This is a genomic window from Dyadobacter chenhuakuii, assembly GCF_023821985.2.
Classification (GTDB): domain Bacteria; phylum Bacteroidota; class Bacteroidia; order Cytophagales; family Spirosomataceae; genus Dyadobacter; species Dyadobacter chenhuakuii.
In genome coordinates, this window is record NZ_CP098805.1 from 94,656 (window position 1) to 115,984 (window position 21,329).

Consider the following 21,329-nt stretch of genomic DNA (forward strand, 5'->3'; position numbering starts at 1 on the left):
ATAGGTTTATCTTGTTATGCCAGGATCGCCGGATCCCATTTCCAATTTAAAATCTCAGGCATATCTTCTCCGTGCATTTCAATGTAGGATTTGTGGTCAAGCAACTTATCACGGAGATATTGTTTGAGATAGGCCCCTTTTGCGCCTAATTCAGGTAGACGGTCAATAACGTCACTCACCAAATGAAAACGGTCCAGATCATTAAGCACCACCATATCAAAGGGTGTTGTCGTTGTGCCTTCACCCTTATAGCCACGCACGTGCAAGTTTTTGTGGTTGGTCCGCCGGTAGGTGAGGCGGTGGATCAGCAGCGGATATCCGTGGAAAGCAAAAATGATGGGTTTGTCTTTGGTAAACAGGATATCAAAATCCTTATCATTCAAACCATGCGGATGCTCGCTTTCAGGTTGGAGCGTCATTAAGTCAACCACATTGATGACCCTGACTTTCAGTTCCGGCAAATGTTCCCTGAGAATTTGAACAGCTGCTATGGTTTCAAGCGTGGGAACATCTCCTGCGCAGGCCATGACCACATCGGGTTCGAAACCTTCGTCATTACTTGCCCATTTCCAGATGCCCAAGCCGGTCGTGCAATGTTTGATCGCAGCTTCCATATCCAGCCACTGCATTTCAGGCTGTTTTCCGGCGACTATGACATTGATGTTGTCCCGGCTTCTCAAACAATGATCTGTAACTGAAAGCAACGTGTTGGCATCCGGCGGCAGATAGATGCGAACAATTTCTGCCGTCTTATTGGCCACAACATCCAGAAAGCCCGGATCCTGGTGACTATTTCCATTATGGTCTTGTCGCCATACATGCGAGGTTAACAGGTAATTTAGCGAGGCAATCGGCTTGCGCCAGGGAAGGTTACGCGAAACTTTAAGCCATTTTGCATGCTGATTAAACATTGAATCCACAATTTGAATGAATGCTTCATAGCACGAAAACAAACCATGTCTTCCAGTTAACAAATAGCCTTCCAGCCAGCCCTGACAAAGATGTTCGCTCAAAACTTCCATAACCCTGCCATCAGGTGAAATGTGGTTATCACCCTCCATAATTTCAGCCGTGGAAGTTCTTCCGGTGATGTCAAACAAATGCGAAAGGCGGTTGGAAGAAGTTTCGTCGGGCCCAAAAATCCTGAAATTGCGTTCTTGCCAGTTTGTTTTCATTACATCCCGGAGAAATTCTCCCATAACCGAAGTTGCTTCCGCTTCAATGTTTCCAGGCGTCGGCACAGCCACTGCATGATCGCGAAAATCCGGCATTTTTAAATCAACTAGTAGCGAGCCGCCATTGGCGCTTGGATTTGCTCCCATTCGCCGGTGTCCTTCCGGTGCCAGTTCAGCCAGTTCGCGGATCAGCCTGCCGTTGTCGTCAAAAAGTAATTCAGGTTTGTAACTCTTCATCCAGGCTTCCAGCATTTGTACATGCTCGGGTTTGCTGGCCAGTTCCGCCAACGGCACCTGATGCGCGCGCCATGTGCCTTCGATTTGTAAGCCGTCTACGGTCTTAGGTCCGGTCCATCCTTTTGGCGTGCGAAAAATAATCATGGGCCAGACCGGCCGCTCTTTAAAGCCCTCAATCCGCGCATCACTTTGAATCTGCCTGATTTCTTCCACGACAGTGTCCATGGTAGTAGCCAGCAGTTCATGCATTGCTTCTGGATCATCGCCTTCTACAAAATAAGGATTGTAGCCATAACCCCTGAAAAGCTGCTCCAATTCCTGTTTTGGAATTCTTGCCAAAACGGTTGGACTGGCAATCTTGTAACCATTCAAATGCAGGATAGGAAGCACCGCGCCATCGTGCACCGGATTAAGGAATTTGTTGGAATGCCAGCTTGCCGCCAATGCGCCGGTTTCAGCCTCGCCATCGCCTACCACACAGGCTGCGATCAGGTAAGGATTGTCAAAAACGGCACCAAACGCATGGACGAGTGAATAACCGAGCTCACCACCCTCGTTAATAGAACCAGGTGTTTCAGGGGCCACATGACTTGGGATGCCGCCGGGAAATGAAAATTGTTTAAATAGTTTCTGCATCCCGGTTTCATTTTCTGTGATATCAGGGTAAACTTCGCTGTAAGTGCCTTCCAGATAGGTGTTGGCCAAAAGTCCGGGGCCTCCATGGCCGGGGCCAGCCACGTAAATAATATTAAGGTCGCTATGCTTAATGACCCGGTTTAGGTGGACGTAGATGAAATTTAGCCCGGGCGTTGTCCCCCAGTGTCCCAACAGGCGCGGCTTGATATGTTCGAGTGTCAAGGGCTTTCGAAGCAACGGGTTGCCATACAGGTAAATCTGCCCGACAGACAAATAATTGGCAGCTTGCCAGTAAGCGTTCATTTTCCTTAACAGATCGGCAGATAAAGTTTTCACTCCAACATCTTCCATTTCCATATAATCTTTATCGTTTAATGAATTGCTAGTACTATTTCCATCACAACAGGCTCTTATCACTCGTTAACGTTCGATTTCAAAAAAGGCCCGAAATGGACTTGTCAGAAAACGTCACTTTCTTCGATGATATGTGTTGCCTGGCACCTTATCACGCCAATGGAGCCACAGAAGACAGTAAATTGAGCCAGATTATCTGGCTACGCTTGTAAGCGCTTCACCTCAGGACAAAGTCGCCAACAAAATAGCGGGCCAAAATCATCCTTGATATGACCCGCTTTAAGCTAACTATTGAGTAAATTAAAGACTGGCTGGTGCAACTAACTCTCGTTCAAAATAGGCAAGTAACTTCTGATCTTCATCATTGACATCTACACAGTAGTAAATTCGGCTTAGGTATTTCTTGATTACTAACTGCTTGCTGGGATTAATGAGCAAGGAGACTTTGTCTCCGGCCACATATAAGTTTTCCATGTTTTTTTGTTTTTCACATTAAAAGTTGTACGGAGAGGCGCACCGTTTCCAGTACTCAACGATGGATTTTAAAGGATCCTTGATTTCATTGAAATCTGAGGGCCTTACAAAAAATTCTTGCGCTGATGTGCTGTATGCTTCAATGACTACATCTTGATTAAGTGCGGTCGTAAAATACAAATAAGGAATGCACTTCAAGTTTAGTGATGCATTCTCTTTTAACCTTCTTCGTAGTTCCAGCCCGTCAAGCTTGGGGAGGTTGGTGTCAGATAAGATAACGAATGGAAGTGGTGTTTGGCAATCTAAATAGGTTGCCGCACCAAAGCCATCGGGAGTATGAGCTGAATCTGCGCTATGACCCCTGGGACTTTGTGTCCCTTTTTTCCTTTTTATCGGCCCTTTTTTCTTTCAAATTTTTATCTGCCTTTTTTTTGTCACCTTTCTGCGCACCCTTTTCTTTTGACATGATATATTTTCGGTTTCATGTAAGGTAACCCTTAATAGTGGACATTCAACATCATCTTTCTAAGGATGGCATTCTACGTCTGAGAGATCTTAAACCGCTGAAAAACAAATAGATAATGTGGCATAATTGGGTACAATGCACTGGAAAGGAAACCTGTTGAAATCGATGAACTGCTCGATAACATTTGAATGGAGCCGCACCTAAGAAGCGAATGAGCCGATTGGTACTTTCCCGTCTTGCTCAAAGGATGTAATGATTACACCGGTAGTCGAGACTACGTGTTTGACAAGTTTGAAGTTAGTGGGGACGGTCCCGTCCCCAAAAAGCCTTTTTCCTTTTCCAATAACAAGGGGATATATCCAGATATTCATTTGATCAATAAGTCCATGACTTAGCAAAGATTGGATCAGGTTGCCACTGCCATGTACTTGCAAGTCAATGCCATTGGTTAATTTAAGGCTTTTTATCTGCTCAACTGTATCTTGATTGAGAAGCACCGTATTTTCCCAGGTTGTATTAGCCGAAGATTTTGTTACAACATATTTGTTGATCCGGTTAAACAAGTCAGCTGTGGGATCATCTTTCAGCGATGGCCAGTGAGCCGCAAAAATTTCGTAGGTAACACGGCAAAGCCTAATGCCGCTTCCTAAAAAAACAGGGGCAATGTGAATAAAGAACTCATCAATAAGTCCTGCTTTCAAAAATTGCTGGATCGTATTTGCCCCGCCCTGTATCCTGATATCTTTCCCATTTGCTGACTGTTTTGCTTTCTCCAACGCACTTTGTATACCATCATTGATAAAATAAAAGGTCGTTGTCCCTTTCTGTACCCACGGCTCCCGAATTTCGGTGGTAAGCACATAAACGTCCGCTTTGTATAAATCCTCCTTCCAAACGACCTCTCCTTCGTCAAACATCCGTTTCCCCATGATGTAAGCGCCTGTCCTTGCAAACACATCATCAATTAATTCACTGTCTGCCCCGTGTTCAGAACCACCTTCCATATTTATATTTTTCCAAAAGGCTTTCTGCTTAAACATCCATGCATGCAGTTTTCCGGACGCACCACCCATGGGATTCTCCGGGCCTCTATTCTCTCCAGCAAAAAAGCCGTCAAGGGATATCCCGCTGTCAAAAATGATTTTGCTGGTTATAATTTCGTCTTCCATTATTTGATTGATTTATAGTCTGGCTAATTGTTGGTTTAGTTTATTGAACATTTGGATCCAGCCGCGGTAAGCTCCGGTTTTCTTGGCTTTATCCTCAGAAACAATTTCATGAATAAGCGCTTTGGTTTGATTGCGTCAGTCCATGCTTGGAAACCCGATCAATACCTGCGTCAGACAGATGAGATATTGTAAGTTCTTTTTCTTGTGCTTCCACTTCTACTGATTTTTAGTTTCTGCTAAAAAATTATCCAGCTTATGGAAGCGATAGCTCCATAGCTTACGTGATTCCTGCACCCAGGTCATCACTTCATCCAATTGATCCAAGTTGGCTTCACACCGTATGACGTGTGACGCTAAATCTGTTAGCTGCCTGAGTGATGTTAAGTTTGCCCTGATGAATCTCAGATACCATTTCAAGCATGGTTTGTCTATGCTGCCGCATCCGTAGTTGTTTGAGTTGATCCATAATTTAATGAGTTGTGGTCAACTTATTTCAGGACAAGACAATATATCACATCCTAAAATGATTTGACTCATACTCCTGTGTTTGCAGAAATGGTTGCTTTGCGCTCAAAACCAGAAAATTAAATGGAACTAAAACCAAAAACACAAACCCTGCTTTCTCTTTGGAAAGAAGCAAGAACCCGTTTCTCCAATCAATTAATACGCCTTCAGTCTCAGGACTTGATTCGAAAATTACCTCTCACGAAAAATAGCGTCGGTTTTCTGATCCGGCATGTTGGGGATGTGGAGTTGTTATTTGCGAAGAACGTTTTTGGCAGCAAAATCTCTGTGAGCGCAAAAACATTAATCGCCCAGCACGATACAGGAGAATGGACCGATCTGCCCAGCCTGCTTGAATATGTTTCTCATTCAGCCGAAGCGTTGGAAATCGCTATCGGTCTGCAAAGTGATCAGGATTGGGATACTGAGATTGTAACCCAGGAGTTTGGGGTGAAAACAAAAGCGGAATCGCTTGGCAGAATAATATCTCACACTGCACATCACGGCGGGCAACTGGCCATTATACTCAAATATGCAGATACCGACAAATAGCCAGGCTGGCAGCCCGGCTCGGAATTTCAATTGATGTCAATTACCTGTTCGCTGCAAAACTGAGATTTGCCTTGCGTCCAGATCAGTTGTGCCAGCCACTGACCTTTTTCTAAAATCTCAGTAGAAATGGCGTGAACCGGTTTACTGGTCGGGACGATCTTGAAAGAGAAGTTCTCAAGGCTCTTAGAAGATTTAGAGAATACGATTTCAGCTTTCGTGAAGTACATCGGTAAAACGAATGTTACCTGCTGGGAGTTAGGTTGGTAAGTCATATCACGGAGTAGTAAATGTGGAATGGAAATTGAGTTAGAGCCCTTGTTATTAGCAAGACAATATTATAGCAGTTCTTACTAAAATACCATGATCGTGGTGGCAGTTAGACATGATATTTCTCATGAAAATCGGATATAGTTAAAGTTTATCAAATATTTTGCAAAGCATGATTGTGGTCAATTAAAAGGCAAGCTATTGTCATAATTCAGTTGCCGTTCGAATGGTAATTTGGTAGATCACTTATCTGATCCCGCTAGTACATGAAAAAACTGGTATATCTTTTGGCAATCCTTGCAACAGCATGCAGCCCGGAAATCCGGACCTACTCTGATTATGACAAAGAATTTGATGTGTCGCAGTTTCGTACTTATAGCTGGTCGAAACCTTTGGCCGACCAGGAGCGGTACCCTTTATACTATAATGAAATGACCGGCAAAAGGATCACATCAGCGGTAAATGACTTGTTAGCAGTACGGGGCTACGTGCTGACTGATAGCAGCGCTGAGCTTACACTGGATTACACGATCACTGTTGAAGAACGATCGGTATTTCTGCCGGACCCTTATGGGTACATGTATTGGGACAATTATATGCGGTCAAGATCCGAAGTATTTAACTACCGGGAAGCGACCTTAGCACTTGATGTTTTAGACTCAAAGGACGGGCGTCTTCTTTGGCGGGGGTGGGCGGTAGGCATCCTAGAAGTTGTAGTTTATGAAAGCAGTGATGTGGAGGTGGCGATCCGGTCTGCGATAGCTAAGATTCTCAAGGACTTTCCAGAATCAGCAAAAAGACAAAGTGTAGAAATGACGATCAAAATACACTAATAGTCATTAACGGAATGGTGTAAGTTCTTTTTGTCGAGGTTGAACAGGTCTTGTAAGGCCTCGACTAATATTTCTGGCTCACCTTGTTTGCACGCCTGTTTAAGTTGAAGAACGGGTTGTTTGATGATTTTCTGAATCATACTGCTGGTGATTCGTTCCACGTTTTCAAGCTCTTGTGGCGACAAGCCCTTTGTAGCTCGCGCAATTTCCTGGCTCCGGATCTGCTCGAGGGCCTGCTTTAATTGTTGAACCACCGGTTGCATGACCATCCGCTTTGACCAATCATCAAAATCGGAAATGGCCTCTGAGATAATCTGATTTACCATTGGAATCGCCTGCATTCTTTGTGCCAGGCTTTCGTCAGTCCTTGCGCGTATCCCATCAATGTTATAAATTAAAACACCAGGGATATCCTCTACATCCGGGCTTACACTGATGGGTACCGACAGGTCGATGAGGTATTTGAAAGTGTAGCTGCCAGAGCGGACCAACATATCTTTTGTGAAAAATGGTTTATCCATGACAATGGAGGAAATGATTATATCGGCAACGGCAATCTCGCTTTCCACGTCATCAAAATCCGCAGTCCTGTGGCCATATTTTGAGCCGAGCTCTTCGGCCTTGCTTTTTGTCCGGTTAACCAATGTTACCTGGGCGCCTGGTGGAAGGTTCTTGACCACATCGGTACCAATTTCTCCCAAGCCCACAACCAGGATTTTTGGATTTTGCACCAGACTTTTTAGAAGTTCTACGGTTGCGTAGGACGCAGAGCAGGCTCCGTCCCGGAATGCTGTCTGTTGGACCACTCTCCTATTGGCGAAAAATATCGTGTGTAGAAGCCGGTGAAGGAAAGGGCCAGCCAGATCAAGGTCGATACTGCATTGATATGCCTGTTTTACCTGGTTTATGATCTGCATATCCCCAATCACTTGGGAGTGTAAGCCCAAAGAAACTTCAAACAAGTGCCGTACTGTATCTTCTTCGCAGACGAGCTGTTTAAAATAGCTCAAATACTTCTCCGTGTGATTTATCTGTTTTTCAATTAACAAGAGCTTGATGATGCCCTCGTTAAGATCTTCGAGCGAGGAATAATAGATCTCTGTCCTGTTGCAGGTCGAAAGCACCAGCACTTCGCTGACCAGAAAATACTCCTTTATCCGCAACATGAGCTGTTTAGCTTCGGTGTCATTGAGCGTGAACAGCCCCCTGACATGCAAGGGTGCAATCCGATAGGAGAGGCTAACTACCTTAAATAAATTAGGCATCGGCAATTTTCATCACAACGCGTCCCTGAATTTCACCTGCCTTCATATACGTAAAAACGTCATTAATGTCCTCCAACCGAGCCGTAGACTTGGGTTTGACAGGCCAATCACCTTCTGCGGCATGCAAATCGGTATGACAAACGCCACTGGCAACAACTTTAACCAGGATTTGGTGATTTCCTGGTCTTTCAACTGGCATTTCTTCGATTTGAAGAGGTTTTCCGAACTGCCGAACAACCGCGGCTTTCATTATTTTTGGGAGCATCACAACAAAGTTTAGAATCTGATTTACTTTGAGATGGTAAATTTCAGTTCTTAATAGTTTTGTTGTCAGGAGTGTGGTCAGAAGAAAGACTGACTTTTGTCAGCTTTTATGATAGGCAAGGCTAATTTCGAATACGGACTAACTTATCATATTCCAGAACGGTAATTAGACTGCCTTTCATGTCGATAAGGTGTTCTTCTTTAAAATCTGATAATGTGCGTATTACAGTTTCAGTCGCCGTGCCGACTATTGAGGCGATGTCTTCACGGGCGATAGCCATTGAAAAAGGCTTGGTATGATCATCCTGGTAGCGCTGCGCAAGCATCACCAATGCTTGGGCTACCCTCTTACGCACGGAGTTATACGCAAGGTTCAGCAACCGTTGTTCCCTTTCTTTTATTTCATTAGAAAGCATCTTGATGAATTTTGAAGACACCTCCCGGTTGCCTTGTAACAAATTGAAAAAGTCATCTTTTGGAATGATTGAAACTTCGACCTCTTCAAGTGCAATAGCAGTTTCCTGGTAGGGTTCGCCCTGCAACAAGTCAAGATACCCAAAGAAATCACCTATTTTATATAGCTCTGTTATGTATTCTTTACCTGTATCACTGGACTTGTATGCTTTCACTTTCCCTTTTAGAAGAAAGAAGATATGGGACGGAAAGCTGCCCTCTGTATAAATAGTTTCTTTTTTGCGAAAGGCTTTTACTTTTCTGTCCTGTCCAAGTTTGGATAGCAAATCAAAAGATCTAGCCTCTTGAATGAACTGATCAAATCCAGCCGATGAGCGTTCGAATCGCTTACGTAAATTTTGATTTTTCTTTAAACGCACTTCAACAATATGAAGAAGCTCGACATCATCGTAAGGTTTTGTAAGATAGTCATCTGCTCCCATGCTCATGCCTTTGCGATAATCTTCTTTTTCTGCTTTTGCTGTCAAGAAAAGGAATGGAACATGGGCCGTATTCTCGTCCTTACTCAGAAGATGAAGCACTCCATACCCATCAAGCTCAGGCATCATGATATCGCAGATAATGATATCGGGCTTGAATTCCATGGCAAGCCGTACGCCCTCTTTCCCATTTTGAGCAGTCTGGACCTTATAGTGAGCTAATTCCAAAATTTCGGCCGTATTCTCGCGCATTTCTGGATTGTCCTCAATGAGCAAAATCTTCTTTTGTTCCAAACAAGTATTAATTAAGCAGTTATAGTGTAATATAGACAATATACGTTAATGAAGTAAGTTAGACAAGCCCGGCGGTTTCATCTTATGACACCGGGTTGCTTGCTTTTAAGGATTGATCCTTTGATTTTCAATGGTTAAAGTGCTGCTGCGGATTACAGATCAGCTTATTTCTAAATTCGGTACACTTCTTCTGCGCCTGACGTTTTAAATCGTCAAATGAATCTTCAATCGTTTGCTCAAGTTCTTCCAAGGCTTCCTCGCCAAAATACAGAATCTTCCTTCGGGTTCTCACCCCACTGTTGGGAGCCAGTAATACTCCAATAATGATCCCCGCTCCCGCAGCAACTAAAACACTTAAGAACACACTGGTCTTTTTCATAACATCATTATTTAATTCATAGGTGGTTTTTATATATTGGTAAGTACATGAAAATTTATGCCTCATGCGCGGTGTATGTCCAGACGGCTTCTGGACAATGATTAACGACGTTTTCAGCAACGCTGCCAAGCATCAGGTGTGTCAAGCCGGTATGTCCGTGGGTGGACATCGCAATGATTGAGTATTCGAGTTGCCGCGCAAATCTGATAATTCCTTCTTCCTCTGTTTTGGCTTGCTTGATTACTGCCAAGTAGTTTTCTAGATCATAAAAGCGCGCAAAGTTTTCCAAAGCCATCTTCAATTCGTGATCTTTCTGCCTGGATTCCGGGGTTTTCACATGTAGCAAATAAAGCCTCGCATTAAAAAAAGCTTGCAATGCTTTTACTTTTTCGATCAAGGCACCCTTATTCAATTCAATCGTAGTAGGGAAAACTATATTCTTGATTTGCTCGGCTTTCTGGTTTTTGTGAACCGCGAAAACAGGAACAGGGGAGCTTCGGACAATTTTCTCCGTATTAGAGCCAACGAGGATTTCGCTGAGCCCGCTGGCACCGTTGGTTGCCATCACCACAAGGTCAGCATTATGCTGGTGAATGGACTTTAAAATTGCATGACTAATCAGACCTTGCTCAATAGTGAGTTTCACAGGGACGTTCCCAGTATCTACTTTTTGCATTAGTTCGTCAAAATCATCCGCGGCTTGCCGTTTCAGTTCTGCTAGAATAGACATCGAATCGACATAGTATGGATTTGTTTCAAGGGTCTGGATGTAGTCGGGAGTCAGGTTAATAACATGTAAAACCCTCACTTCTCCTTGGCTTAAAGCCGCAATTTCAATAGCAAATCGAAGCGCCTGCTCAGAGGCTTTCGAAAAGTCACAGGGAACCAGAATGTTTTTCATGAGATTAAGTAAGTTATTGCTTAGTTGCAGAGCTAGCCCATTTCCAAGATAAAATAAGGGAATCGTGAACTTTAATGCCTTGATAAGCCTTAGTCCAGATTATGATTTTGATCAATAACTGCCTTTAGTCCCATCCTCCTTCCAGTACTTATATATCTCATGCCAGCTAACGGAAATAAAGCCAACCAAAATGCAAAGTAAAGCCTGGGCTATATTCACAGCGTCGAGCTTAAACAAGCTTCTCAGGGTGGAATTAAGAAGTATTAGAACGCATAGGGAGACCGAAATCGTTAAGACCCATCCAATGAGGTCATTTTTGTATTTCAAGGTCGTAAAGAGTGATTTATGAAATGAGCGGTTGGATAGCGTCAGAAAGAAATTAGCCGAAATAAGACTGATAAAGACCAGCGATCTGGTCATCGTCTCTGAGCAGCCAGTGTTTAACCCATACCAGTAAACGCTAAACAAACCTGCCGTAATGACCAGGCCCTGAAGCATGCTAAACAGCAGTTCGTTTGTCCTAAACAAGCTGCTGGAGAAAGGGCGCGGCGGCTGCGATAAAACATCTTTGTCGGCGGGCTCATTTTCGTAGACGATCGAGCACGTTGGGCCCATAATCAGTTCAAAAAAGATCACGTGCACAGGAGTAAAAACCTCAGCATACTTCCATCCTAGCAGCAGTGGTACAAATACGGTCAGGATGACGGGTATGTGAATGGAAATGATGTACCGGATCGCTTTTTTCAGGTTGGTATAAATTCTTCTCCCGGCAGCAATGGCGTCCACCATTCCGGACAAATCATCATTTTGCAGAATGAGTGCAGACGCTTGTTTGGCAATCTCACTTCCTTTTTTGCCCATGGCTATGCCAATGTTCGCCGCTTTGAGCGCCGGGCCATCATTTACGCCATCGCCGATCATTGCCACAATTTCCCCGTTGGCTTTCAGCGCATTGATGACCCGAAGTTTGGCCTCGGGAAACATACGTGCAAAAATCCAGGTACCTGTTACCGTTTTTCGAAGATCCTGATCATCCTCTCCGATAAGGCTCTGGCCAAGCAGGACATTTTCCGTGCCACGAAACCCGATTTGGGACGCAATATTCTGGGTTGTGGCGGCATTGTCGCCGGTAATTATCTTTATCTGTATACCAGCTCTGTAAAATGATTCAAGTACGGATTGGATGTTCTTCTTAGGAGGATCGTAAAATGCAATCAGTCCTGCAAAACGGAATTCGATTTGCTGCTGTTGTTCCGGAAACTGCTTCCTGGAAAAACTACTCTGGCCCACACCTAAAACCCGGTACCCTTTTTTGGTGAATTCATTGACTGCATTTAAAACGCGCCTGTTCTTTTCGCCGCTCAACCTGCATACCGATGAGATAGCCTCTGGCGCGCCTTTAGCCGCCACGATCCTTATTCCAGCTCCGTTCTCAAATATGTGTGTCATCATCGGCGGCAAGCCACTCAGCGGGTATTCATGTACCATCTGGAAGTCAGCTCGCTCATCTTTGCCAGGCAGCTCTTGACATGCCTGATGCAGTGCGATTTCCATAGGATCGAAGGGTTCGGGCTCACTTGCCCACATGGCTGTTGACAAGACGTGAATGGTTTCCTTGCCTGGTTTATCAGCGATCGAAACGATTGCATCTTCGGTAGGAAGATAGATCCCGGCCAGCGACATCCGGTTTTCAGTGATCGTGCCTGTTTTGTCCGTGCAGATCACGCTTGCGCTTCCCAGCGCCTCAATAGTCTTTGCATCTTTGACAATTACGCCCATTTTCATCAGGCGAAATGCACCGAGGGCCATAAACGTGGTAAAGGCAACCGGTATTTCCTCGGGCAAGATGCTCATTGCCAGGGTAAGTGCCTTCATTAAACTATCCAGCACGTTTTGTGATCTGCCGTAGTTGATGGCCCAGACAAATACAAACACGACAGCCCCAATGAATGCCATATTTCTTACCAGCTGATTGATCTGAATTTGCAGTGGCGTTTTCCCTACTTCAATCGAGTCAAGACTTTCGCCAATCTGGGCCAGGCGTGTTTTATTTCCAATAGATGTCACCTTGCAGACTGCACGGCCGCTGGCAACGAGGGTACCCTGGTAAACGGGCTGGGAAACATATCTGAAAACAGACAATGATTCGCCGGTTAAAATCGATTCGTCGACTGAGAAATCGTGCGCCTTTTTAACTATGCCGTCCGCTGCAATCCGCACGCCCTCTTCAAGAACCAGCAAATCCCCTACAACAATGTCTTCAACTGGAATCGGTGATTCGATGCCATTTCTGATAACAAGGCTTTTAGGCTGTGTAAATTGCCTGAGCTTTTCCAGCGCGCTTCTGCTTTTTGTATCCTGATAAAGCGAAATAATGGAGATCAGCACAATTGCACCAATCATCATAAGACCTTCCTGAACAGAGCCTGTAAAAAAATAAATACTGGCAGCGATCATAAGCAGTATCAGCATAGGCTCTTTCACTAGCGATATCAGTGCTTCAAAAAATTCGCTTCGCGATTTCTCTTTCAGACAATTCCGCCCAAACCTATCCCTTGATGCCAGAACTTGCGCATCATTTAAGCCCGGGCTTTCAATAGTATTTACAGTTTGCACGGCAATATTGGTAATGGTAGAAATCAGGGAAAAGGAAGGGCGTAATTAGTACTATCAACTCAAAGTTTATAACTCCACTTCGTATTCAGAATGCGCCCTATCAGCCCAGGATCACCATCGGTGCTTTGAGCCCGTCTTTAACCGACTCTTTGTGATAGACCAATAGTGGAACCTGGGTATCCATCGTCAACTTTTTTGTCATCGAGGGGTTAAGGAGCTTTTCAAGAAAGCCTCTACGGCGGTTAGAAACGATCAGCAGGTCCGCCTTTATTTGACCGCAGTATTTCTCCAGCCGGTCCATCACATGGTCACTATTTAATATCGTAATCTCGCCGCGACCAATGCCAAGCTCATGCTCTATTTCGTCAATATACTGCCCATCCGGTTGGATGTCGAGCTGCTCATCCGAATTCACTTTTACCAGTCGGAGCTTACTTTTTAACTGTTTAGTCAGAGCGATGACATCGAGCAATATTTCCTTCTCATCAAATTCCAGTTGAGTAGCATAAACAAACTGATCAAACCTAATTACCTCATTGTTTGGCGGTATAATCAGGACTGGGCAATGCGCTTGCAGTGCTATACCGGTTGCTGCGCTGCCTATTAATTTGTCGAGAAACGCTGCGTGACCAGTTCTTCCGACTACGATCAGATCGGCGGAGTTTTCTTTTGCTTGTTTGAGTACAGCCGTTTCTACGCTGCCCGTTTCCCATATGGCATCCGCCAGGTAGCCTTCTTGTTGTGCCCTGGACACTCGCTCGTTTAGTTTTGTGCGGTAATCGTCTTTCAACTGCTGATAGATGGGCGCAGTAACGATGGATTCGGGGATCATAAAGTCCCCAACATAAGGCTGGTAGGCATACATGATCAGTAGCTTTGCACCGGTTTTAGCTGCGATTTGCTTGGCAGCCGCTAGTGCCTTATCAGCATTTTCGGAAAAGTCTATTGGTACTAGGATCGTTTTCATAGAATGTTTTGGTTTGAGAGGAATGCTTTGAATCAGTGTATTACAAAGTTCGTGGGGGCAGGCTTGCAAGAGAATGACGAAGGTCATATCGTTTTAGAAGCGTGGTCAGTCAGCTATATCTTGTTGGCAAATAGCTTTGCTGATATAGGCATAACCTTATGAATATGAGCGGAAGCAACACAGTGAATTCCATCTTTGATATTGATCTGTCACCTAAGCCAGGTAAGACCTACTGGGCTGATGGTAACCGGGAGTGGCGTGAGGAATTTATCTACTTTCTTTTAATAGACCGCTTTCATGATGATCTTGAAAGAGCGCCTGAGGACAAGCCAAACAGACAAACCGGCTTTGGGAATGCAGATCAGCTTCAGAGAATTTGTGGCGGGACACTCAGCGGGATTACCCGTCACTTGGACTATATCCGGGACCTGGGTTGCACAGCATTATGGCTGAGCCCGGTGTTTCAGAATAATGGCTTTTCATATCATGGTTATGCGGTGGAGAATTACATGGACGTTGACCAGAGATTTGGAACAAAAAAGGATCTTGAAGACCTCGTCGAAAAGGCACATAGTTATGATATCAAAGTCTTTTTGGATATCGTCTTGCATCATTCCGGGGACAACTGGACTTATCCGGGCGATGAAAAATATTACTATTATCAGGGGGCAGTATTTCCATTTGAGTCTTGGCGCTCAGCCGATTTACCTGTCCCAATTGAGCTGAGAAATCCCGAGCTTTACTGGCGAAAAGGGCAAATCCGAAATTTCGATGCATACCCGGAAACGCGCGAAGGTGATTTTGAGAATCTTAAGAGCTACAAAAATGATGCTTCTCCGGAGGCTCTGCTGGTTCAGCAGATCCTGACCAAAATACATTGTTACTGGATCAGGGAAACAGACGTCGACGGTTTCCGGATTGATGCCGTCAAGCATATGGGGGAGGAAACCGTTAGTCAATTTTGTTCACACGTACGTGAGTACGCTTACAAGTTAGGAAAACGTAATTTCTTCTTTTTTGGAGAGTTTGTCGGTCCCGAAGAGATGTACAACCGGTATATCGGCCCGAAAACTTCTGTGATGATAGAAGATAAGGCCATTTATTTTGGGCTTAATTCTGTCCTGGATTTTCCGCTCTACCATATTCTGGCTGATGTGATCCGTGGTGTCTCTAAACCGCAAAAGCTGGTCGAGCGTTATGAATCACTCCGCCAGGGAGCGATGGGCAGAGGTGAGTTTGGTGAGTTCCTGGTAACCTTTATTGATAACCACGATCAGCTGGGGCAGCTGATAAAGCGGCGTTTTGGTAAGGAAGCTTCTGAAAACCAAATAATTGCAGGCATCGGATTTTTGCTGTGCGCACTGGGTACGCCCTGCATTTACTATGGCACTGAGCAGGGGTTTGATGGCTCAGGTGAAAAGGATTTCAATGTTCGCGAAGCGATGTTCAGCTTACAGGATCCCAGAGTAAATGCCTTGAACAAATCCTGCCGGATCTACCAGCAGATCGCTGCTCTGGCTAAACTCAGAAAGGAAAATGCAGCGCTCAGGTTCGGGCGTATGTATATGCGCAAACTTTCGGTGGACGGAAAGGATTTCATGCTTCCCACATTTGAAAAATGCCTGCTGGCGTTTTCACGGGTCCTATATGATGAAGAAATTGTGGTTGCTTACAACAGCTCTCAGGATGAGAACGATGAAGAGTACGTCCGGGTAGATCCGCTACTGAACCCGCAAGGGAGCTCACTTAGGTTTATTTACGGACAGCAAGGCAGCGTAAATGTCCTTTTGAATGAAGAGGGTAACAAGCATTTTATCAAGCTGAAACTGGAACCCGGCCAATTCGTTGTCCTAACTAACAAAAGCTAACCGTTTATGATAGCTTACTATTTGGTTGACATATAACTCGTAAAACCTTGAAAATGAGAAATGCAAAATCTGGTTTAATCATCATTGTCTCGGGACTCCCAGCTAAGGTAACAGCTTTTTTGCCCAGAAACTGGCCCAAATGCTTAGAGCGGTTTATTTGAGCAGCGATAGGATTAGTATTTCGCTTCATGCGCAGGGGAAGTATACATTGGACGACAAAATGTATATATGCCAAACGATGGCGGAGCTGACGGATAAGCATTTAAGCAGGGGTCAAACGGTGTTAATGATGAGGCGGTTACCAACTGAAAAGAGAATGGATCACCTTCTTTCCAAAGGCAAAGTAGGCAGCAATGAAATGATAGCATTGGCTGAGAAGATTGCCCAAATGCATCGTGACGCTCCGGTTGTCTATCAACCGTTTGATCTGTTGGCACAGATGGCCACATTCAACGACATCGCTGGCATACGGCCATTTATTTTAAAGCATTCCAGTGCGAACATTCAAAACCAAACTAGTGAGAAATATGATAAAGGGGAGCTAATGCGTTGGCTTGGGGAAAGCGTTTGTTTTCCAACCAATTTGCTGCCAAGTCAACATTTAAGATGGTTGCCGATCGATGACAAATCTGCTAAACTTGAATTCGCATATAACAATTTGTCAGTTTCTTTCACTGTTATCTTTGACGCGCACCATCAGATCGCCGAATTACGTTTCCCTGGCGCTGGCCGTCGGGATGGCGCCTGAGCTGCTGCCTGCCATTATGACCGTAGCTATGTCGTCGGTAGCGGCAACGATGATGAAAAAGAAGGTGATTGTCAAGAAGCTTTTATCCATCCTTAACTTCGGCGAGGTCCGTATTTTGTGCTCCGACAAAACCGGGACCATTACAGAAGGCACTGTCATAGCAAATGTTTTTGTTGACGTATATGGCAATCCGGATGATCAGGTCCGGTTGTTCGCATTTTAAATGCATCCATGCAGCAGGGTTTCACTAACCCGGTCGACCAGGCGATCTGCGCGCTGAGCGTTCAAGATCCTGGTTATACCAAGCTTGGAGAAATACTTTACGATTTTATCAGATAGAGGCTGAGTATTTTGGTAGGCTTTCAAGAAGAAGCAATCATTATTAGTAATGGGGCTTTAGCCAACATTCTTCAAGTTTGCCAGTTTGTGCATACCCAGACGGAAGATTTACAGCAGCTGGATGAAAAGATGCGAAGCGATATCAATGATCGTTTTGAAGCTTTTTCCAAAGAAGGGTATCGCGTTGCCTATATTGGTGACGGCATCAACGACGTCGCCGCCATCAACGCGGCTGACGCGGGAATCTCGACAAGCAATGCAGTAGACGCGGCAAAACAGGCTGCGGATGTTGTTCTGCTAGAAAAAGACCTTTCTGTACTGGCCGATGGCATCCAGGACAGGAGGAAGTCTTTTGTCAACTCAATGAAATGGCAACTATATATGAGTTGGGACATGGGTTTGTAGCTAAACTTTCTTCATTGTGAAAAATATCACTACAACACGCTAAACGAAATGGATGTACATTTAAAAAACGTTATAATGTACTATGCCAAACTCAATTTTGATAATTGTTAAACTTTATATTGGGTTGTCACCGGACGATCGGATGGAATTATTGGATGAGCTTCAAAGACTGGAATCCATGAGGAAACCTACAAAGGAGGCCTACGAGGAGGCTATAAAAAACATGGCAATTATATAGCAGTTGAGGCAGCCGTTAATAATAAAGATTGGCATCCCTCAGTAACCACTGCCAGTCTTGTTAAGAAATGGGTGTACATTTAAGAAAGCGTACAGCAAACTCAATGAATGTAACAGGTTCAACACCTTACCAGCACATGACGAAAAATGTATTGTTAGCAGTAAGGGACTATATCTGTCTTACCGCCAAAGAAAAACTGGAATTTCTTTCACAAATCCGTAAAATTGAGAAAATGAAGCCCATTGTCAGGCTAGACTACGAGAAAACACTGATAGACTTAGCAAATCAGTAGTCTTACTGGTAATCCGTACCAAAGTATCGTTTTTTAAAAGTAGGCCTGGAAATCTATTGCTAACGATCACAGTTATTGCGCTGATATTGGCCATTTACCTGCCATGGTCTTCGGTTGCCTTTTCGCTGGGCTGACAGGGATTGAGGGGAAGCACGTATTGGTTTTGCTCGGCATCCTGATTGCGTACATGATTACCGCCGATTTGTTAAAGGTGTGGTTCTTTCATTTCAATAAGGCCTGAGTATTACTTAACTGTGTGTCGGCGCCGTAAAACTGACTAATGTCAGTTAGAAGAGTAGGCAGGGTCATCGGACGTAGGTCTGTATCAGGATAATTTGGTAGAAAATTAGCTCACCTTACTATTCCTGCTCATGAAAACCATATTAGTACCCTGCGATTTTTCAACAGCTGCAATCCAGGCAGTCGAGTTTGCCCAAGAGATCGCTCAAGCTAGCCGTGGACAAGTGAAAGTTCTGCATATTATTGAAACCCGGTATCTGTACGGGAATGGTATGGCTGGTCAGCCTTACCTGTTTGCCGATACCTCGCTTGCAGTCGATGAGTTAATTAAAGATGCTCAAAAAGAATTTGAAAAAATAAAATTGGCACTTGGCGAGGGGAGGGTACCTATTAACTTTTTGGCGGAAACAGGTTCTTTGATTGAAACAGTCCTCGATGTGGCTGTTCGTGAAAATGCCGACCTAATCGTCATGTCCAGCACTGGCGCCCATGGCCTGAGGGAGTTTTTTATCGGATCTAATTCCGAAAGATTCGTGCGGCGAGCGCCAATTCCAGTATTTGTGACTCACCAAATGCAGCATGTAAAGGATATAAGGGATATTATAGTACCCACATCATTGGATTTGACTGAAAATGAATTTTTGACACAGGTCAAGACCCTGCAAGCACGCTTCGATGCAATTCTGCACGTGCTTTACGTCAATGATTATCCGATGAGCTTGATGCATGATGAAGAGGCTACAGCCAGCTTGCGGAATTACGCCAAATTCTATAAACTGCAACGGTATACACTGAATGTGCGTAGGGGTCCAAATTTGGAAAAAGCAATTTTGGATTTCGCTTCCAAGATGCCGGGTTCGATTATCGCCATGTCCACGCATGGTTTGAAGGGTTGTGAGCATTTACTAAAAGGAAGCGTTGCCGAAGATGTGGTCAATCATACCACCGGAACTGTCTTCACTTACGTTAACCCGCAGAATTGATGCTTTGCGGGCCAATAGAAAGGCTATCTAACATGAAAACATGGATAAGTGACGCCTTGCTTATGAAGCATATCGTCAGCACCCTGCACCAAAACTCTCGTCTTCGTGATGAAGATATACGGGTATCTGTCAAAGAGGGATGGGTATCTCTGGAAGGAAAAGTAGATCAAGAGTCCGACAGACAACTTGTCCAGGAAAGTGTTGAGAGCGTCTTGGGCGTTTATGGCATTACTAACAATCTGACCTTTTCTCGATTCCATTGCGACTAATACTGACAGCGGTATGCAAAAAATACTTGTGCCTTGCGATTTTTCAGTCTCAGCGCGACGTGGGCTTGAGTTTGCTGTCGAATTAGCTCAGGCAACATCTGGGGACATTGTTATACTGTCTGTAATCAGCCAACAGCAAGAAGATCAAAAACAGGCAGTTATGGAGCGTTATAAGGAAGACTTTCAAAACTTTGTAACGAACATCAACCAGGCCGTCACTATTATTCAGCAGATTCGATTTGGCAGGTTATTGCCAGCTGTGCTGGAGATGATCACCCTAGAATCAGTAAATCAGATTGTGGTGGGCACGCGGGGCTCCCGTGGGTGGGAGAGTACATTCATGGGTTCAAACGTTGAAAAGGTTCTCAGACGATCTCCTGTCCCAGTTTTTGCCGTCAATCAGAAAACGCATTTGAAGAACCTTAAAAGCATAGTCTTCCCCTGCGATCTTGTTTTGAGAGACGATTATGGGATGGGCCAGTTCAAAAAACTGCAAGCGTTGCTAAAAGCACGGCTACACCTGCTGCATGTTGATACTACGCTTGGGATAGATAAGCAGATTCTCATGCAACAGGTCAGAGATTATGCAGCATTTCACTCGCTAAAAAATTTAACCATTAACATCGTCAAAGACACCGACGAAAAAAATGGCATCCTTCACTTTTCCAAAGAGATTAATGCGGATATGATTGCCATGACCACTCATGGATCAGCAGATGCTGCACATATGTACGGGTTTAGCGTTTCGGCCGATGTAGCTAACCACGCGCATTTACTGACCTGGACCTGCGTGCAGCAATCTCTGGCATCCAGCTTTATAAAGTCAAAATGACCGGGCATGTAGCCCGGTCAACATTAGGTATGTGCTATAAATAGAGGGCTATCCAGTTTTTCCATAAGCACATCTGCCATACTTTGCCGAAACCACCGCGACACCAAATTACGCTGATAAGCCCCTAGCACAACCAGCGGTGGCCGCTCACTTTCTTTTAAATACCTCACAATTTCTTGTTCCGCAGCACCGTGTAGCACATGATAGCTGGCATTGTGAAAGTGTCTCTTGGAAAACTCCTTCATAAGGCGGTTGTCCGGCACGTGCATATTCTCCTCCTGTGGCTTAACGGTTAGTATTTCCACTGGAAACATTTTCATGAACGGTAACAAATAGCTAAACATCTTAATAGCAAACATCGAGGAAGGCTGTCCATCGTATAAAAGTACAATCTTATCAACTAGCTCGAAATCTTCGGGTGCTACCAGCACCGGGCACTGGATATCTCCCAGCAAATCACGCAGAAAACCCGTGGGCGGTATTTGCGGATAAGGCGATAGCGTTTCATTTTTGCCAATGATCAAAAGATCGGCGTAAACCGTTTCGTGCAATAATTCCGGCAATGCAAAATTGGGGTCGTGGTGGATATTAAACTCAATGTCTGCCTTTTGACAAAGCGCGGTAAATTTCTCAACCGATTCTGCCCTTGAAACAAGGTCTTGCTCATTGAGCTTGCGGAGTTGCTGCTCCCAGGGTTCAAGCCGTGGCGCCAGCTCATAAATGGAATAACTATGATAGCTGAAATCTTCAAGAAACACCCCGACCAGATGAGACTGGGTCTCACGGGCAATCTGAATGGCAAATTGTACTGTACTTTCTGCGTATTTAAGGCCATCGATGGCCGCAATGATCTTTTTCATAAGTTTCTG

The 21,329-nt window shown here is 44.6% G+C and carries 23 protein-coding genes; 10 read left to right on the forward strand and 13 right to left on the reverse strand.

What is annotated here, in order from left to right; all coding sequences use genetic code 11:
- Window positions 1-14: 14 nt before the first annotated feature.
- From NFI80_RS00425 to NFI80_RS00440, 4 genes are all read right to left on the reverse strand, one after another.
- Complete coding sequence (locus tag NFI80_RS00425) at window positions 15-2,405, reverse strand: phosphoketolase family protein (RefSeq protein ID WP_235164276.1); 2,391 nt, start codon at window positions 2,403-2,405, stop codon at window positions 15-17.
- 297 nt (window positions 2,406-2,702) lie between these two features.
- Window positions 2,703-2,876 (reverse strand): hypothetical protein, encoded by a 174-nt coding sequence (locus NFI80_RS00430; RefSeq protein WP_252172087.1) that lies wholly within the window; start codon window positions 2,874-2,876, stop codon window positions 2,703-2,705.
- An 18-nt stretch (window positions 2,877-2,894) separates the two neighbouring features.
- On the reverse strand, window positions 2,895-3,269 hold the full coding sequence (locus NFI80_RS00435; protein WP_256565296.1) for a response regulator: 375 nt from the start codon (window positions 3,267-3,269) through the stop codon (window positions 2,895-2,897).
- 273 nt (window positions 3,270-3,542) lie between these two features.
- Window positions 3,543-4,511 carry a dihydrofolate reductase family protein gene (locus NFI80_RS00440; RefSeq protein WP_235164277.1) on the reverse strand — a complete coding sequence of 323 codons (969 nt, stop codon included), beginning with the start codon at window positions 4,509-4,511 and terminating at the stop codon, window positions 3,543-3,545.
- A gap of 588 nt (window positions 4,512-5,099) precedes the next feature.
- On the opposite strand from NFI80_RS00440, the gene NFI80_RS00445 reads away from it, so the two are divergent.
- Window positions 5,100-5,567 carry a DinB family protein gene (locus NFI80_RS00445; RefSeq protein WP_235164278.1) on the forward strand — a complete coding sequence of 156 codons (468 nt, stop codon included), beginning with the start codon at window positions 5,100-5,102 and terminating at the stop codon, window positions 5,565-5,567.
- Window positions 5,568-5,593: 26 nt separating this feature from the next.
- On the opposite strand, the gene NFI80_RS00450 is transcribed toward NFI80_RS00445, so the two are convergent.
- Window positions 5,594-5,839, reverse strand: a complete 246-nt coding sequence (locus NFI80_RS00450; protein WP_235159614.1) for a hypothetical protein — start codon at window positions 5,837-5,839, stop codon at window positions 5,594-5,596.
- 261 nt (window positions 5,840-6,100) lie between these two features.
- Between NFI80_RS00450 and NFI80_RS00455 the strand changes: the two genes are divergently transcribed.
- Window positions 6,101-6,667 (forward strand): DUF4136 domain-containing protein, encoded by a 567-nt coding sequence (locus tag NFI80_RS00455; RefSeq protein ID WP_235164279.1) that lies wholly within the window; start codon window positions 6,101-6,103, stop codon window positions 6,665-6,667.
- On the opposite strand, the gene hemA is transcribed toward NFI80_RS00455, so the two are convergent.
- The 7 genes from hemA to NFI80_RS00490 form a co-directional block, all read right to left on the reverse strand.
- A complete protein-coding gene (gene hemA / locus NFI80_RS00460) occupies window positions 6,664-7,932 on the reverse strand; it encodes a glutamyl-tRNA reductase (protein ID WP_235164280.1) in 1,269 nt (422 codons plus the stop codon). The genes NFI80_RS00455 and hemA overlap by 4 nt on opposite strands.
- Window positions 7,925-8,197 (reverse strand): alcohol dehydrogenase catalytic domain-containing protein, encoded by a 273-nt coding sequence (locus NFI80_RS00465; RefSeq protein ID WP_235164281.1) that lies wholly within the window; start codon window positions 8,195-8,197, stop codon window positions 7,925-7,927. Before NFI80_RS00465 ends, hemA begins: the two co-directional genes overlap by 8 nt.
- A 121-nt stretch (window positions 8,198-8,318) precedes the next feature.
- Window positions 8,319-9,383 (reverse strand): response regulator, encoded by a 1,065-nt coding sequence (locus tag NFI80_RS00470; RefSeq protein WP_255703532.1) that lies wholly within the window; start codon window positions 9,381-9,383, stop codon window positions 8,319-8,321.
- A gap of 127 nt (window positions 9,384-9,510) precedes the next feature.
- Window positions 9,511-9,762: a YtxH domain-containing protein gene (locus NFI80_RS00475; RefSeq protein ID WP_235164282.1), complete on the reverse strand. Its 252-nt coding sequence runs from the start codon at window positions 9,760-9,762 to the stop codon at window positions 9,511-9,513.
- A 55-nt stretch (window positions 9,763-9,817) separates the two neighbouring features.
- Window positions 9,818-10,663, reverse strand: a complete 846-nt coding sequence (locus NFI80_RS00480; RefSeq protein WP_235164283.1) for a universal stress protein — start codon at window positions 10,661-10,663, stop codon at window positions 9,818-9,820.
- A 111-nt stretch (window positions 10,664-10,774) separates the two neighbouring features.
- On the reverse strand, window positions 10,775-13,279 hold the full coding sequence (locus NFI80_RS00485) for a cation-translocating P-type ATPase (protein ID WP_235164284.1): 2,505 nt from the start codon (window positions 13,277-13,279) through the stop codon (window positions 10,775-10,777).
- Window positions 13,280-13,379: 100 nt separating this feature from the next.
- Window positions 13,380-14,246: a universal stress protein gene (locus NFI80_RS00490; RefSeq protein WP_235164285.1), complete on the reverse strand. Its 867-nt coding sequence runs from the start codon at window positions 14,244-14,246 to the stop codon at window positions 13,380-13,382.
- A gap of 164 nt (window positions 14,247-14,410) precedes the next feature.
- Between NFI80_RS00490 and NFI80_RS00495 the strand changes: the two genes are divergently transcribed.
- The 8 genes from NFI80_RS00495 to NFI80_RS00525 all read left to right on the forward strand — a co-directional run bounded on the left by NFI80_RS00495 (window position 14,411) and on the right by NFI80_RS00525 (window position 20,460).
- The gene (locus NFI80_RS00495; protein ID WP_235164286.1) at window positions 14,411-16,114 is read left to right on the forward strand and encodes an alpha-amylase family glycosyl hydrolase; all 1,704 of its coding nucleotides are present in this window, start codon (window positions 14,411-14,413) and stop codon (window positions 16,112-16,114) included.
- Between the two features lie 139 nt (window positions 16,115-16,253).
- On the forward strand, window positions 16,254-16,862 hold the full coding sequence (locus NFI80_RS00500) for a DUF6544 family protein (protein WP_235164287.1): 609 nt from the start codon (window positions 16,254-16,256) through the stop codon (window positions 16,860-16,862).
- On the forward strand, window positions 16,798-17,085 hold the full coding sequence (locus NFI80_RS00505; protein WP_235164288.1) for a hypothetical protein: 288 nt from the start codon (window positions 16,798-16,800) through the stop codon (window positions 17,083-17,085). The genes NFI80_RS00500 and NFI80_RS00505 overlap by 65 nt, the downstream gene beginning before the upstream one ends.
- Window positions 17,086-17,213: 128 nt before the next feature.
- Window positions 17,214-17,606 (forward strand): HAD hydrolase family protein, encoded by a 393-nt coding sequence (locus NFI80_RS00510; protein ID WP_510185811.1) that lies wholly within the window; start codon window positions 17,214-17,216, stop codon window positions 17,604-17,606.
- A 341-nt stretch (window positions 17,607-17,947) separates the two neighbouring features.
- Entirely contained in the window at window positions 17,948-18,136 is a 189-nt protein-coding gene (locus tag NFI80_RS00515; protein ID WP_235164290.1) for a hypothetical protein, read from the forward strand.
- A gap of 371 nt (window positions 18,137-18,507) precedes the next feature.
- Window positions 18,508-19,359 carry a universal stress protein gene (locus NFI80_RS00520; RefSeq protein ID WP_235164291.1) on the forward strand — a complete coding sequence of 284 codons (852 nt, stop codon included), beginning with the start codon at window positions 18,508-18,510 and terminating at the stop codon, window positions 19,357-19,359.
- A gap of 62 nt (window positions 19,360-19,421) precedes the next feature.
- Window positions 19,422-19,628 carry a BON domain-containing protein gene (locus NFI80_RS25630; protein ID WP_510185819.1) on the forward strand — a complete coding sequence of 69 codons (207 nt, stop codon included), beginning with the start codon at window positions 19,422-19,424 and terminating at the stop codon, window positions 19,626-19,628.
- 13 nt (window positions 19,629-19,641) lie between these two features.
- Window positions 19,642-20,460 carry a universal stress protein gene (locus NFI80_RS00525; protein ID WP_235164292.1) on the forward strand — a complete coding sequence of 273 codons (819 nt, stop codon included), beginning with the start codon at window positions 19,642-19,644 and terminating at the stop codon, window positions 20,458-20,460.
- A 23-nt stretch (window positions 20,461-20,483) separates the two neighbouring features.
- Here NFI80_RS00525 and NFI80_RS00530 read toward each other — a convergent pair whose 3' ends face one another.
- Window positions 20,484-21,320, reverse strand: coding sequence for a universal stress protein (locus tag NFI80_RS00530; RefSeq protein WP_235159627.1), 837 nt, complete (start codon window positions 21,318-21,320; stop codon window positions 20,484-20,486).
- Window positions 21,321-21,329: the final 9 nt, after the last annotated feature.